The following is a 12920-nucleotide window of genomic DNA, read 5'->3' on the forward strand; positions in this document are numbered from 1 at the left end:
GCAGAGGTCCCCTCGAAATCGTCAGGCCGGCAGCCAGCGCAGCCAGCTCGGCCGCCAGGTCAGGGTGAAGGCAATGGCCAGGGCGGCAGCGGCCAGCGTCATGATCCAGACCAGGGAGGCCATGGAGGCATGGTCCACCGCCAGGCACAGGCCCAGCGAGGCGGCCAGGCCTGAGACGCCAAGCCAGCGCAGCAGCCTGACCTTGCCATCGGGCTGGGGCGTGTCGCCGTGCACCTGCTCCCAGTGCACGTCCTTGGCCAGCGCAAACCAGCCCATGCCGGCCAGCGAGGCGGCAAAGGCGGCGGCCAGCAGCAGTGCGTCCATCAGTCCCTCAGACATGGGCCACCTCCGCGGCGCGCGAGGGCATGGCGGGCACGGCGCGCGTCTTGAGCTTGCGCGCCACCACCACGGCCAGCACGGCGCTGGCAAGCATGAACAGGTCCACGCCGGCCACCGGCCAATAGCCCGCGCCCAGGGTCTTGAACAGATGGTCGCCCGTGGTCAGCCAGTTCAGCAGCACGGCCGTGACGGCCATGGCGGCCACGGCCCAGCACTGCTCGCGCCAGGCGGGATTGGGCAGGCCTTGGGCCACGGGGGCGCTGCGCACAAAGGCGTGGAGCATGGCCAGCAGCCAGGCGGCCCAGAAGAAATAGCGCTCCATGTCGCCCCGGCCCGGCCAGCCCTGGGGCATGGCCTCGGGCAGCAGGCGGTTGGAAATCAGCATGCCCAGGGCGGCCACCAGCATGCCGGTGACGGTGGTGACGGCCAGGGCATCGACCACGCGCGCACCCTGCACGCCCTGTTTGGCGTGCTGCTTCTTGCGCTTTTCCACGAAGAAGACAAAGCCGGTGGCAATGCAGGCGCAGCCGGCCAGGCCGCCCAGCACGTACAGCCAGCGCAGCAGCCAGTGGCGGAAGTGCTGCAGGTGCAGGCCGGTGAGGAAGGTGTTGAGGCTGTCCACGGCAGTGCGCGGCGGATCTTCGCGCAGCAGCGCGCCCGTGCTGGCCTTGAAGTGGATGCCCTCGCCCGTGAGCGCGATGCGGTCGGTGCCGGCGCGGTAGACGCTGACGTAGCCGTTGGCATCGCCCACATGGGTGACGGACAGGAAGCCCACGTCGCCGGCCATGCCCTTGGCGGCCCAGCGGCGCTGCGCCTCGGCCACCATGGCGTCCACCGAGGCCACGGGCGCGGCCACTCCGGCGCGGTCGTGCGGCAGGCCGGTTTCCTCGGCCTCCATTTTTTCGTGCAGCTCGTGCAGGGGCTCCAGCTGGGTATGGGTGATGGGGAAGTAGATGCCCGCAAAGATCACCAGCCCCGTGAAGGCGAAGAAGAAGTGGAAGGGCAGCGCCACCACGCCCGTCATGTTGTGCAGGTCCAGCACGCTGCGCTGGGTGGCCTTCTTCGGACGGAAGGTGAACAGCTCGCGGAAGATCTTGCGGTGCATGACCACGCCGCTGACCAGGGCCACCAGCATGATGAGCGCGGCAAAGCCCACGATCCAGTAGCCAAGGCCCATCCAGTTGAGCGTCAGGCTGTAGTGCAGCGGGTAGAAGAACTGGCTGCCGATCTTGAGGTGGTCATCCGGCAGGGACTCGCCATTGCGCGGGTCGATGGTGCGCATGGCCCAGATCAGGGTCTCGGGCTTCTTGGCGTTGGCCACCTCGTAGCCGGCGAACAGGCCCAGCACCGGGTCGCGGTGCGTGGTGTAGGCGCCCCAGCGCTGGGGCGTGTCGAAGCGCTCGGGCAGCGGGCCGTTGACCTCGCCGCGCATGGCCTCGCGCGCCTGGGCATTGGGCTGCATGGACTCGAAGACCGGCTTGAGGATCTGGTCGTACGAGGGCATGGGCGTGGGCTCGAAGCGCGAGGCCGGAATGGCCCAGCGGTCGATCTCGCGGTCGAACACCGACAGCGCGCCAAAGAAGAAGGCGGCCATGAGCACGAAGCCGAGCACCAGCCCGAACCAGGTGTGCAGCCAGGCCATGGAAAGGCGGAAATTCTGGAACATGGGAAGCGATCTCCGGATCAGGGCAGCAGCATCTGCTGGAGCAGTGATGCGCAGCCGGTCATGACAATGCCGCCACCGGCCAGCACGGCCCAGACGCGCGGGAGGCTCTGGGCGGCAAAGGCCCAGAGGAACACCGTCAGAAACACCAGCAAGCCAAGGATGTAGCCCAGATGCTCGGCATCGTGGAACTCCATTCCGGCGGCAAACATCAGCACGACGCCCAGGGCGATGAAGCCCCAGGTGAAGGCATAGCCGCCGAAGATGGCAGCTGCAATGCGAACCAAAATAGTTTTCATTTACACAGAAAAATACAGTTGTGCACCAAGTTCTCGGGGCGCATTATCCCCGAGGGTTGTTAAAACCTGTAATCGGCTGTGGTCTGTGGCGCCTGTCTTCTGTGCGTGGCGTCTCTATGCAGCCTGGCCTGCCGCCTGCGCCTTGGCCTGCGGCGCCGAAGGCTTGAGCGTGGGCGGCGCGAACTGGAAGGTGTGGGCGCTGGCGCCCGGCCAGTAGAGCTTGAACACGCTGTGCTGCTTGTCCAGCGGCCCCAGCAGCGCTCCGGGCTCCACGCGCAGGACCAGGTTGGCCAGCTGCCGCACCTCGGTGTCGGAGATGCGCCGCACGATGTGGTGGGCCGTGATGTCGCAAGGGTGCTCCAGGCCCGCAGCCTGCACCAGCTCCTGCAGCGCATGCAGGGTCTTGTCGTGGAAGTTGGCCACGCGCGTGGCCTTGTCGGGCACGACCAGGGCCTTCTGGCGCACCGCGTCCTGCGTGGCCACGCCCGTGGGGCAGTGGCCGGTGTGGCAGTTCTGCGCCTGGATGCAGCCCAGGGCCATCATGAAGCCGCGCCCGGCATTGCACCAGTCGGCGCCCAGCGCCATCATGCGCGCGATGTCGAAGGCCGTGATCACCTTGCCGGCCGCGCCGATCTTGATGCGGTGGCGCAGGCCCACGCCGATCAGCGTGTTGTGCACCAGCAGCAGCCCTTCCTGCAGCGGCACGCCCACGTGGTCGGTGAACTCCACCGGCGCCGCGCCCGTGCCGCCCTCGGCCCCATCGACCACGATGAAGTCCGGCGTGATGTCCGTCTCCTGCATGGCCTTGACGATGGCGAACCACTCCCAGGGATGGCCCACGCAGAACTTGAAGCCCGTGGGCTTGCCGCCCGACTTCTCGCGCAGCCGGGCGATGAAATGCATCATCTCCACCGGTGTCCTGAAGGCGCTGTGGCTGGACGGGCTGATGCAGTCCACGCCCACGGGCACGCCGCGCGCGGCGGCGATCTCAGGGGTGACCTTGGCGCCCAGCAGCATGCCGCCGTGGCCGGGCTTGGCGCCCTGGCTGAGCTTGATCTCGATGAGTTTGACCTGCGGGTCGGTGGCGTTGGCGATGAATTTTTCTTCGTTGAAGCTGCCATCGTCGTTGCGGCAGCCGAAGTAGCCCGAGGCCACCTCCCAGATCAGGTCGCCGCCGTGCACGCGGTGGTGCTGGCTGATGGAGCCCTCGCCCGTGTCGTGTGCAAAGCCGCCCATCTTCGCGCCCTTGTTCAGCGCCAGGATGGCATTGGCCGACAGCGCGCCAAAGCTCATGGCCGAGATGTTGAAGATGCTGGCGCTGTAGGGCTGGGTGCAGGGCGAGGTGCCTTCATCGGCGCAGCCGATGGTGATGCGGAAGTCATGCGAGGCCAGCTTGGTGGGCTGCATGGAATGGTTCACCCATTCATAGCCCTGGGCCGTGACATTGAGCTGCGTGCCCAGCGGGCGGCTGTCCGGGTCGCCCTTGGCGCGCTGGTAGACCAGGGAGCGCTGGGCGCGCGAGAACGGCAGCGCCTCATGGTCGGACTCGATGAAGTACTGGCGCATCTCGGGCCGGATGAACTCCAGCAGGAACCGCAGGTGGCCGATGATGGGGTAGTTGCGCAGCACCGAATGGCGCACCTGGGTCATGTCGCGCACGCCCAGCAGCGCCAGCGCGGCGCACACGCCAAAGCCCAGCCACCACCACAGCCCTCCCCACACCAGCGCCGCCACCAGCAGCCCCGCGCTGCCGACCAGGCTCAGGCAGAACGTGGTGTAGCGCAGCGGCACCCATGCGGGCAGGCGATGAACCGGGGAGGCAGACGTTGACATGGCATGGGTCCTTGGGGGCGTGTTGACGATCTTGTGCATGCCGCGCCGTCGAGGGCGCGCTGTGCACAAGGGTAACCCACGATCCGCGTCAGCCCTGGCGCGGCCGGGCGCCGGCGCCCGTTGCCTGCGCGGCCGCAGGCAGCACGAACCGGAAGCTCGCCCCCTGCCCCGGCTGGTCCACCAGTTCGATGCGGCAGCCGTGCAGCTCCAGCATGCGGTGGACGATGCGCAGGCCCAGGCCGCCGCCGCGGCGGGCGCCGCCCACGGTGAAGGGGCGCTCGAACAGGCCTTCGCGCAGATCGGCCGAGATGCCGGGGCCGGTGTCGGCCACGGTGACTTCGACCGCGTTGCCCGCTGCCGCCAGCGCCACCTGGATGCTGCCGCCGCCGGGCGTGTGGCGCAGCGCGTTGTCCAGCAGGTTGCCCAGCACGCGCTCGATCATGCCCAGGTCGGCCTGGACGACGGGCAGCCGGGGCGGGAAGTCGGCCCGCAGCGCCACCTGGCGCGCCTCGGCACGCAGCTCGAATTTCTGGAACACGTCCTGCACCAGGTCGGGCATGGAAAACGGCTCCGGCTCGGGCTGGACAAAGCCGTACTCCAGGCGTGCCAGCTCGAACAGGCTTTGCGCCAGCTCGCCCACCTTCTGGCTCTGGGCCAGGGCAATGCCCAGGTAGCGGCGGCGCTCGGTGGCGTCGAGCACGGCGTCCTTGAGCAGCAGCGTTTCCAGGTAGCCGTGCAGGGACGACAGCGGCGTGCGCAGGTCGTGCGAGACGTTGGCGATGAGTTCGCGCCGCTCCTGGTCCTGGCGCGTGAGCGCCCGCCACTGCTCGCCGATGCGCGCCACCATGCGGCGGTAGGCCGAGTCCAGCACGGCGATCTCGTCACGGCTGTCCTGTGCAGCGCCGGGCTGGGGGGCCGGCAGGTCCGGGGGCGCGCCATGGATGTCGAAGCCGGCCACTTCTTCGGTGAGCCGGCGCAGCGGCCGCGTGATCAGCGCAAAGGCCACCAGGCCCGCCACCAGGCACAGCAGCGCCACCATGCCGATGGACCACAGCGCCGTGCTGAGCACCGAGTTGGCCGAGCCCTGCGCCACCAGCTGGTCATGCGCCTCGCCCTGCAGCACCACGTAGATGAAGCCCACGTCCTTGCCGTTGACGCGCAGCGGCGCCGCGCTGAAGACCTTGCGGCCTTCGACGCTGCGCGGGTCGTCGCCCAGGATGGGCAGCGTGCCGCCTTCCAGCAGCCGGTGCACGGGCGCCAGGTCCACGCGCTCGCGGCGCACGCGGCCTTCGGGGGCGGCATGGCCGGCAATGCGGCCGTCGGCGTCCAGCAGGTAGACCTCCACGCTGGGGTTGACCAGCATGAGCTGGTTGAAGAAGCTGCGCACGGCGCCGGGCATGAGGCCGTTGGCGTCGGTCAGCTGGGCGTCGCGCGCAATGCTTTCGGCCACGTCGCGGGACAGGCCCTGCACCACTTCCAGCTCATGCATGCGGCTGGCGCGCAGCTGCATCCAGGCCGAGGTGCCGCTGCACACCAGCAGCAGCACGGCAAAGACCAGGGACAGGCGCTGGGTCAGTGTCAGGCGCAGCTTCATGTCAGGCGCCCTCCCCCGCCTCGGCGAACTTGTAGCCGCGCCCCCAGACGGTAAGGATGCGCGCGGGCTGGGCCGGGTCGGCCTCGATCTTGGCGCGCAGGCGGTTGATGTGGGTGTTGACGGTGTGCTCGTAGCCTTCGTGCTGGTAGCCCCAGACGGCATTGAGCAGGTCCATGCGCGAGAACACCTTGCCGGGCTGGCGCGCAAAAAAATACAGCAGATCGAACTCGCGCGGGGTCAGGTCCAGCCGGGCACCATGCAGCCGGGCATCGCGCGCCACGGGGTCCATGGCCAGGCCGGCGATGGTCAGGCTGCCGGACTCCAGCCGGGCATTCTGGGCCAGCGCCTCCACGCGGCGCAGCAGCGCCTTGACGCGCGCCACCAGCTCCAGCACGGAAAACGGCTTGGCCAGGTAGTCGTCGGCGCCGATCTCCAGGCCCAGGATGCGCTGCACCTCGCTGGAGCGCGCGCTGATGATGATGATGGGCGTGTAGCGAGCCATGGCGCGGGCGCGGCGGCAGATCTCCAGGCCGTCCACGCCGGGCAGCATGATGTCCAGCACCAGCGCGTCCCAGCCGCCGCGCTCCAGTTGGCGCAGGCCGTCGTCGCCACGCGCGCAGTGCATGACTTCCAGGCCTTCGTCGCGCAGGTGCAGCGTGAGCAGGTCGGCGATATGGGCGTCGTCCTCGACGAGAAGTACGCGGCGCGTGGCGGTCATCGGATGCGGTTTCCTGGAAGTGGCGGGAGTGGCTGCCATTGTGCGCAATACCGGGGCCGGGAGTTATCACGAATCTTTGAACTCTGCGTGAAGACTTCGGGAGGCCGCCGCCCTAACCTGACTGGCATCGCATCGTTTTCAGACGCACGCAACCTTCAGGAGCACACCATGACCACCAGACGCCATCTTCTGTGGACTGCAGGCGCCGGCACCACCGCCGTGCTGGCGGCCAGCCTGTTCCCGCGCCGCGCACCGGCCGCCGCCTCCAGCGAAATCTTCGAGGTGAGCTACAGCGACGCCGAGTGGCGCGCCCGGCTCACGCCCGAGCAGTACCAGATCCTGCGCAAGGAAGGCACGGAGCGCGCCGGCACCAGCCCCCTGAACAAGGAGCACCGCGCCGGCACCTTTGCCTGCGCGGGCTGCGCCCTGCCGCTGTTCTCGTCCAAGACCAAGTTCGACAGCGGCACGGGCTGGCCCAGCTTCTGGCAGCCGCTGGACAAGGCCGTGGCCACGCGCCAGGACCGCACCTACGGCATGCTGCGCACCGAGGTGCATTGCCGCCGCTGCGGCGGCCACCTGGGCCATGTCTTCGACGACGGCCCCAAGCCCACGGGCCTGCGCTACTGCATGAACGGCCTGTCGCTGACGTTCACGCCCCAGCCAGCCTGACCCCGGGAGCCACGCCATGCTGCTGATCGTCCTGGCCTATCTGGGTGGGGTGCTGACCATCGTCAGCCCCTGCATCCTGCCGGTGCTGCCCTTCGTCTTTGCACGCGCCGACCAGCCCTTCGCCAAAAGCGGCCTGCCGCTGCTGGCGGGCATGGCGCTGACCTTCGCCCTGGTGGCCTCGCTGGCAGCCGTGGGCGGCGGCTGGGTGGTGGCCGCCAATGAATACGGCCGCTGGCTGGCCCTGGGCCTGGTCGCCGTGTTTGCGCTGACCCTGCTGTGGCCCGGCCTGTCCGAGCGGCTGACGCGGCCGCTGGTGGCGGCGGGCTCGCGCCTTTCCGAGCGTGCCCAGGGCACGGACGGCGGCGCCCGCCCCGGCGCCTCGCTGCTGCTGGGCGTGGCCACGGGCCTGCTGTGGGCGCCCTGCGCCGGCCCCATCCTGGGCCTGATCCTCACGGGCGCCGCACTGCAGGGCGCCAACACCACCTCCAGCCTGCTGCTGCTGGCCTATGCGGCCGGTGCGGCCAGCTCCATGGCGGCGGCCCTGCTGCTGGGCGGCAAGGTGTTTGCGGCGCTCAAGCGCATGCTGGGCGCGGGCGAATGGGTGCGGCGCGGGCTGGGCGCAGCCATGCTGGCCGGCGTGGGTGCGATTGCGCTGGGGCTGGACACGGGCGTGCTGGCGCAAGTGTCCACGGCCTCCACCGGCGGCCTGGAGCAAAGGCTGGTGGACCGCCTGAGCGGCAGGCCCGAGGGTGGCGCCATGGCCATGCAGGCCGGTCCCGCAATGATGGCCGCCGTGGACAGGGGTGAGGGCTCGGGCCCGGCCATGATGGCCGCAGGCGGCGCCATGCGCATGGCCGGCGGCCCGTCCCGCTCCACCCTGCCCGACGAAGGGCTGACCCCTGCGCTGGACGGCGCCACCGACTGGCTCAACTCCACCCCGCTGACGGCCGAACAACTGCGCGGCAAGGTGGTGCTGGTGGATTTCTGGACCTATTCCTGCATCAACTGCCTGCGCACCCTGCCCTATGTGAAGGCCTGGGCCGAGAAATACCGCGACCAGGGCCTGGTGGTGGTGGGCGTGCATGCGCCGGAGTTCGCCTTCGAACGCAAGCTGTCCAACGTGGAAAAGGCCATCAAGGACCTGGGCATCAGCTACCCCGTGGCCGTGGACAACGGCTACAAGATCTGGCGCGCCTTCAACAACCAGTACTGGCCGGCGCACTACTTCATCGACGCCCAGGGCCGCATCCGGCACCACCACTTTGGCGAGGGCGGCTATGCCGAGTCCGAGCGCGTGATCCAGCAACTGCTGCATGAAGCCGGATCGAAGCAGGTGGACCAGGGCCTGATCGACGTGCAGGCCAAGGGCGTGCAGCAGGCAGCCGACATGGCAGCCGTGCGCTCGCACGAAACCTACCTGGGCTATGAGCGCGCCGAGCAATTTGCCGCCACGCCTGCCGCCGTGCACAACCAGGCCACCGCCTATGCCACGCCCGAGCGCCTGCCGCTGAACGCCTGGGGCCTGAGCGGCCAATGGACGGTGGGCCCGGAAAGCGCCACGCTGGACGGCGCCACCGGCCGCATCACCTACCGCTTCCAGGCACGTGACCTGCACCTGGTGCTGGGCCCGGGCAGCGATGGCAAGCCCGTGCGCTTCAAGGTGCTGATCGACGGCAAGGCGCCCGGCGCCTCGCGCGGCATGGACGTGGCCGCCGACGGCAGCGGCAGCGTGACCGAGCAGCGCCTGTACCAGCTGGTGCGCCAGGACGGCGGCGCAGCCGAGCGCACCTTCAGCATCGAATTCCTGGACCCCGGCATCTCCGCCTATGCCTTCACCTTTGGCTGATCCCTGGCCACTTCACTTTCACCGGAGAGACACCATGACCAACGATTCCACCCTCGCCGCCGCACCCCGCCGCCGCGGCCTTCTCCAACTGCTGACCGGCAGCGCCGTGCTGCTGGGCGGCGCCCTGCTGTGGCAGGGCAGCAACCTGCAGGCGGCCGAGCAGGCCGTGCGCATTCCGCCACCCGCGCAGGATGCGCCCGCCACGGGCCAGGGGCCGCAGAAAGCCATCTTTGCGGGCGGCTGCTTCTGGGGCGTGCAAGGCGTGTTCCAGCACGTCAAGGGCGTGCAGCGCGCCGTCTCGGGCTACAGCGGCGGCACGGCGGCCCAGGCATCGTATTCGGCGGTGAGCAGCGGACGCACCGGGCATGCGGAGTCGGTCGAGGTCACCTATGACCCGGCCCAGGTCAGCTACGGGCAGCTGCTGCAGATCTACTTTTCCGTGGCCCATGACCCGACCCAGCTCAACCGCCAGGGGCCGGACACGGGCACGCAGTACCGCTCGGCCATCTTCGCCACAGACGCCGCGCAGCTCAAGACCGCCCAGGCCTATGTGGCCCAGCTGGACGCGGCCAAGGTCTTCGGCAAGCCCATCGTGACCCGGCTGGAGGACAAGCCCAGCTTCTTCCCGGCCGAGAACTACCACCAGGACTTCATGACCGAGAACCCGCGCCATCCCTACATCGTCATCAACGACCTGCCCAAGGTGGAGCAGCTCAAGCAGCTGTTCCCGGGCAGCTACCGCGCCGAGCCGGTGCTGGTCAAGCAGGCCGCCCGGCAGATGTAGCGTCTGCGCAGCACAGGTGCGGAGTGGGTGCCGGCAGGCGTCGGCAGCGGCTGCCGTATGAGACATTTGCGGCATGCCTCCCAGTTCGCTTGATGCACCCGCTGCACCCCTCCCGCCCACCCGCGCCGAAGCCCTGCGCTACTGGCTGAAGCTGGGCTGCATCAGCTTTGGCGGGCCGGCCGGGCAGATCGCCATCATGCATGAGGACCTGGTGGAGCGGCGGCGCTGGATCTCGGAGGGGCGCTTCCTGCATGCGCTCAACTACTGCATGCTGCTGCCCGGCCCCGAGGCGCAGCAGCTGGCCACCTACATCGGCTGGCTGCTGCACCGCACCTGGGGCGGCATCGTGGCCGGCGGCCTGTTCGTGCTGCCTTCGCTGCTGCTGCTCATCGCCCTGTCCTGGATCTATGTGGCCTTCGGCCATGTGCCGGCCGTTGCCGGCATCTTCTATGGCATCAAACCGGCCGTGACGGCACTGGTGGTGCAGGCGGCCTGGCGCGTGGGCTCGCGCACCCTGCGCAACGGCTGGCTGTGGGGCATTGCCGCGGCGGCCTTCGTGGCCATCTTCGCGTTGAAGCTGCCGTTTCCGCTGATCGTGCTGGCGGCCGGCGCACTGGGCTACCTGGGGGGCAGGCTGGCGCCGCGCCACTTCTCCCCTGCGGGCGGGCACGGCCCGCGCGGGGGCAGCCACGGCCCGGCCGTCATCGACGATGACACGCCCACACCGGCCCATGCACGGTTCAGCTGGCGCTTTTTCAGCCAGGTGCTGGCGGCCAGCCTGGGGCTGTGGGCGCTGTCGCTGGGCCTGCTGGCCGCCGCCTTTGGCTGGCAGGGCGCGCTCACCCAGATGGGCTGGTTCTTCACCAAGGCGGCGCTGCTGACCTTTGGCGGCGCCTACGCCGTGCTGCCCTACCTCTACCAGGGCGCCGTGGACCACTACCACTGGCTCACGGCCACGCAGATGATGGACGGGCTGGCCCTGGGCGAGACCACGCCGGGGCCGCTGATCATGGTGGTGTCCTTCGTGGGCTTCCTGGGCGGCTGGAGCACGCAGGTGTTCGGCCCCGATGCGCTGCTGCCGGCCGGCGCCGCCGCCGCCCTGGTCGTGACCTTCTTCACCTTTTTGCCGTCCTTCGCCTTCATCCTGCTGGGCGGCCCCTTCATCGAGTCCACCCATGGCAGGCTGGGCTTCACCGCGCCGCTGACGGGCATCACGGCCGCCGTGGTGGGCGTCATCGCCAACCTGGCCGTGTTCTTTGCCTGGCATGTGCTGTGGCCCCAGGGCTGGGCGGGTCCCTTCGACTGGCCGTCCGCACTGCTGGGCCTGGTCGCCGCAGCCGCGCTGCTGCGCTGGAAGGTGGGCGTGATCCCCGTGGTGGTCGGCGCGGGGCTGGCCGGCCTGGCGATCACGCTGGCGCGCCAGGTTGGATAGGAAAGGCTGCGGCATGGTATCGACCACGGATGGGCATTTCAGCTGGCTGCGCTGCCGCACCGCAGGCGTGGAGGCCGTGGCCGCAGACACGGCGAGGCGCTTTGGGCGGCACGCCCACGAGCAGTACGGGATCGGCCTGATCGAGCGTGGCGCGCAGAAATCCGCCAGCGGGCGAGGTCTGTACGAGGCCGGGGCCGGCGACCTCATCATGGTCAACCCCGGCGAGTTGCATGACGGCATGCCCCTGGGCGATGGCGGTCGCGCCTGGCGCATGCTTTACCTGGAACCCTCGGTCGTGGCCGGGCTCATGGCGGACATGGATGGCGCAGGGCCGGCGACCGGCTTCGAGTTCCGCCAGCCCGCCGTGCGCGACCCGCGCCTGGCCGCGTGTTTTCAGGCTCTGTACCGCAGGATGACCGGCAGCGGCGAGGCAACGGGCGCCCTGGACCTGGACGAAGCCCTGCTGCAACTGCTGGGCGGCATGCTGCAGCGCCCTGCCCCGGCGCCCCGCGCACCGGCCCCCATCACACTGGCCCGCACCCGGATGGACGACGATCCCGGTGCGCCGCTGACCCTGGGCGCCCTGGCCCACGAGGCGGGCCTGAGCCGCTACCAGTTCCTGCGTGCCTTTGCGCGCGCCACGGGAATGACGCCCCATGCCTATCTGCTGCAGCGGCGCCTGCACCAGGCGCGCAGGCTCATCGCCGGCGGCATGCCGCTGGCCGAGGCCGCCGTGCACAGCGGCTTTGCCGACCAGAGCCATATGACGCGCCTGTTCGTGCGCAGCTTCGGCATGGCGCCCGGCTTCTACGCCAAGGCAGCCAAGGCCTGCGCTGCGTGACGCGCTGCAATTTCCTTCAAGACCACGCAAACCGGCCTGGCGAGGATGGAGATCACATCCCCTCTCCACTCACAAGGCCTGATCTTGCAGTTCTCCTACTCACCCTCCATCCCCCGCGACTTTCCTGAACTGGCCTCGCAGACCTTGCTGCTGCGCGGCCTGTCACCCGACGTGCCCGCACACGCCGTGATCGCCCCCTTCATGGCACAGGCCAGGCAGAACCTGGCCTGCACCCCGGAAAGCGAGATGCCATCCATTCAGGCCTGGCGGCGCGGCTTTGCCAGGATGGGCCTCAAGCCCACGCAATACCGCTGCGCCGCCGAGGCCCTGCTGCGCCGCTTGCGCAAGGAAGGAGATCTGCCGGGCCTGCATCCGCTGGTGGACCTGTGCAATGCGGCCTCGGTGGCCTTTGCCATTCCCGTGGCCGTCTTCGACCTGGACCGCATCAGCGGCTGCCTGCAGGTGCGCCCCGCAACCGGCAGCGAGGTCTACGAGACCTTCTCGGGCGAGATCGAATATCCCGAGCCCGGCGAAATCATCTTCGCCGACACCGCTGGCCGCGCCCACGCCCGGCGCTGGTGCAACCGCCAAAGCGGCCACTCGGCTGTGCGCGAATCCACAGTCAACGCGCTGATCGTGACCGAAGCGCTGCACGCCACGGGCAAGGCGGATACGCGGCAGCTGGTGGAAGCATTGCAGTCGGCGGCCGGGCGGCTGTGGCCCGAGGCCGTTTCACACCGAAGCAACCCCTCGCAGGCCGCCCTGGCCTGAGGCGACCGGGGCCGTTGGCGCCCCGGCGTGAAAGGGGCTAACACGCTGCGCGGACTTCCCGCAAGCAAGACCGCACGCGTATCGCACCGCCCTGCACATCGACTCGCAGATCTCTTCAAGACATGCTTTGT

At 69.4% G+C, this 12920-nt stretch carries 12 protein-coding genes; 6 read left to right on the forward strand and 6 right to left on the reverse strand.

What is annotated here, in order from left to right:
• Nucleotides 1-21: 21 nt before the first annotated feature.
• The 6 genes from INR38_RS19470 to INR38_RS19495 form a co-directional block, all read right to left on the reverse strand.
• Entirely contained in the window at nucleotides 22-339 is a 318-nt protein-coding gene (locus INR38_RS19470) for a DUF3325 domain-containing protein (protein WP_207443806.1), read from the reverse strand.
• Entirely contained in the window at nucleotides 332-2005 is a 1674-nt protein-coding gene (locus INR38_RS19475; RefSeq protein WP_207443808.1) for a PepSY-associated TM helix domain-containing protein, read from the reverse strand. Before INR38_RS19475 ends, INR38_RS19470 begins: the two co-directional genes overlap by 8 nt.
• A 17-nt stretch (nucleotides 2006-2022) precedes the next feature.
• Entirely contained in the window at nucleotides 2023-2301 is a 279-nt protein-coding gene (locus tag INR38_RS19480) for a hypothetical protein (protein ID WP_012204918.1), read from the reverse strand.
• Nucleotides 2302-2415: 114 nt separating this feature from the next.
• Entirely contained in the window at nucleotides 2416-4134 is a 1719-nt protein-coding gene (locus tag INR38_RS19485; protein ID WP_207443810.1) for an FMN-binding glutamate synthase family protein, read from the reverse strand.
• Between the two features lie 88 nt (nucleotides 4135-4222).
• Nucleotides 4223-5728: a HAMP domain-containing sensor histidine kinase gene (locus INR38_RS19490; protein ID WP_207443812.1), complete on the reverse strand. Its 1506-nt coding sequence runs from the start codon at nucleotides 5726-5728 to the stop codon at nucleotides 4223-4225.
• Between the two features lies 1 nt (nucleotide 5729).
• Complete coding sequence (locus INR38_RS19495) at nucleotides 5730-6446, reverse strand: response regulator transcription factor (RefSeq protein WP_012204915.1); 717 nt, start codon at nucleotides 6444-6446, stop codon at nucleotides 5730-5732.
• Between the two features lie 168 nt (nucleotides 6447-6614).
• On the opposite strand from INR38_RS19495, the gene msrB reads away from it, so the two are divergent.
• The 6 genes from msrB (at nucleotide 6615) to INR38_RS19525 (ending at nucleotide 12789) form a co-directional block, all read left to right on the forward strand.
• A complete protein-coding gene (msrB, locus tag INR38_RS19500; RefSeq protein ID WP_013802950.1) occupies nucleotides 6615-7115 on the forward strand; it encodes a peptide-methionine (R)-S-oxide reductase MsrB in 501 nt (166 codons plus the stop codon).
• Nucleotides 7116-7131: 16 nt separating this feature from the next.
• Nucleotides 7132-8961 (forward strand): cytochrome c biogenesis protein DipZ, encoded by a 1830-nt coding sequence (locus tag INR38_RS19505; RefSeq protein ID WP_207443814.1) that lies wholly within the window; start codon nucleotides 7132-7134, stop codon nucleotides 8959-8961.
• 34 nt (nucleotides 8962-8995) lie between these two features.
• Nucleotides 8996-9745 (forward strand): peptide-methionine (S)-S-oxide reductase MsrA, encoded by a 750-nt coding sequence (gene msrA, locus INR38_RS19510; protein ID WP_197943097.1) that lies wholly within the window; start codon nucleotides 8996-8998, stop codon nucleotides 9743-9745.
• 73 nt (nucleotides 9746-9818) lie between these two features.
• Nucleotides 9819-11177 (forward strand): chromate efflux transporter, encoded by a 1359-nt coding sequence (chrA, locus tag INR38_RS19515; protein ID WP_197943096.1) that lies wholly within the window; start codon nucleotides 9819-9821, stop codon nucleotides 11175-11177.
• A 13-nt stretch (nucleotides 11178-11190) separates the two neighbouring features.
• The gene (locus tag INR38_RS19520) at nucleotides 11191-12018 is read left to right on the forward strand and encodes an AraC family transcriptional regulator (RefSeq protein WP_207443733.1); all 828 of its coding nucleotides are present in this window, start codon (nucleotides 11191-11193) and stop codon (nucleotides 12016-12018) included.
• Nucleotides 12019-12102: 84 nt separating this feature from the next.
• Nucleotides 12103-12789 (forward strand): phenylalanine--tRNA ligase beta subunit-related protein, encoded by a 687-nt coding sequence (locus INR38_RS19525; RefSeq protein WP_126311940.1) that lies wholly within the window; start codon nucleotides 12103-12105, stop codon nucleotides 12787-12789.
• Nucleotides 12790-12920 lie beyond the last annotated feature (131 nt).

This window comes from Delftia sp. SD018, from assembly GCF_017355445.1.
In the GTDB taxonomy this organism is placed as follows: domain Bacteria; phylum Pseudomonadota; class Gammaproteobacteria; order Burkholderiales; family Burkholderiaceae_C; genus Comamonas; species Comamonas acidovorans.

What these genes read in the sequence shown, in the direction of transcription:
- INR38_RS19470 (WP_207443806.1), bottom strand. Translation starts at nt 339, where the DNA reads ATGTCTGAGGGACTGATGGACGCACTGCTGCTGGCCGCCGCCTTTGCC.
- INR38_RS19475 (WP_207443808.1), bottom strand. Translation starts at nt 2,005, where the DNA reads ATGTTCCAGAATTTCCGCCTTTCCATGGCCTGGCTGCACACCTGGTTC.
- INR38_RS19480 (WP_012204918.1), bottom strand. Translation starts at nt 2,301, where the DNA reads ATGAAAACTATTTTGGTTCGCATTGCAGCTGCCATCTTCGGCGGCTAT.
- INR38_RS19485 (WP_207443810.1), bottom strand. Translation starts at nt 4,134, where the DNA reads ATGTCAACGTCTGCCTCCCCGGTTCATCGCCTGCCCGCATGGGTGCCG.
- INR38_RS19490 (WP_207443812.1), bottom strand. Translation starts at nt 5,728, where the DNA reads ATGAAGCTGCGCCTGACACTGACCCAGCGCCTGTCCCTGGTCTTTGCC.
- INR38_RS19495 (WP_012204915.1), bottom strand. Translation starts at nt 6,446, where the DNA reads ATGACCGCCACGCGCCGCGTACTTCTCGTCGAGGACGACGCCCATATC.
- msrB (WP_013802950.1), top strand. Translation starts at nt 6,615, where the DNA reads ATGACCACCAGACGCCATCTTCTGTGGACTGCAGGCGCCGGCACCACC.
- INR38_RS19505 (WP_207443814.1), top strand. Translation starts at nt 7,132, where the DNA reads ATGCTGCTGATCGTCCTGGCCTATCTGGGTGGGGTGCTGACCATCGTC.
- msrA (WP_197943097.1), top strand. Translation starts at nt 8,996, where the DNA reads ATGACCAACGATTCCACCCTCGCCGCCGCACCCCGCCGCCGCGGCCTT.
- chrA (WP_197943096.1), top strand. Translation starts at nt 9,819, where the DNA reads ATGCCTCCCAGTTCGCTTGATGCACCCGCTGCACCCCTCCCGCCCACC.
- INR38_RS19520 (WP_207443733.1), top strand. Translation starts at nt 11,191, where the DNA reads ATGGTATCGACCACGGATGGGCATTTCAGCTGGCTGCGCTGCCGCACC.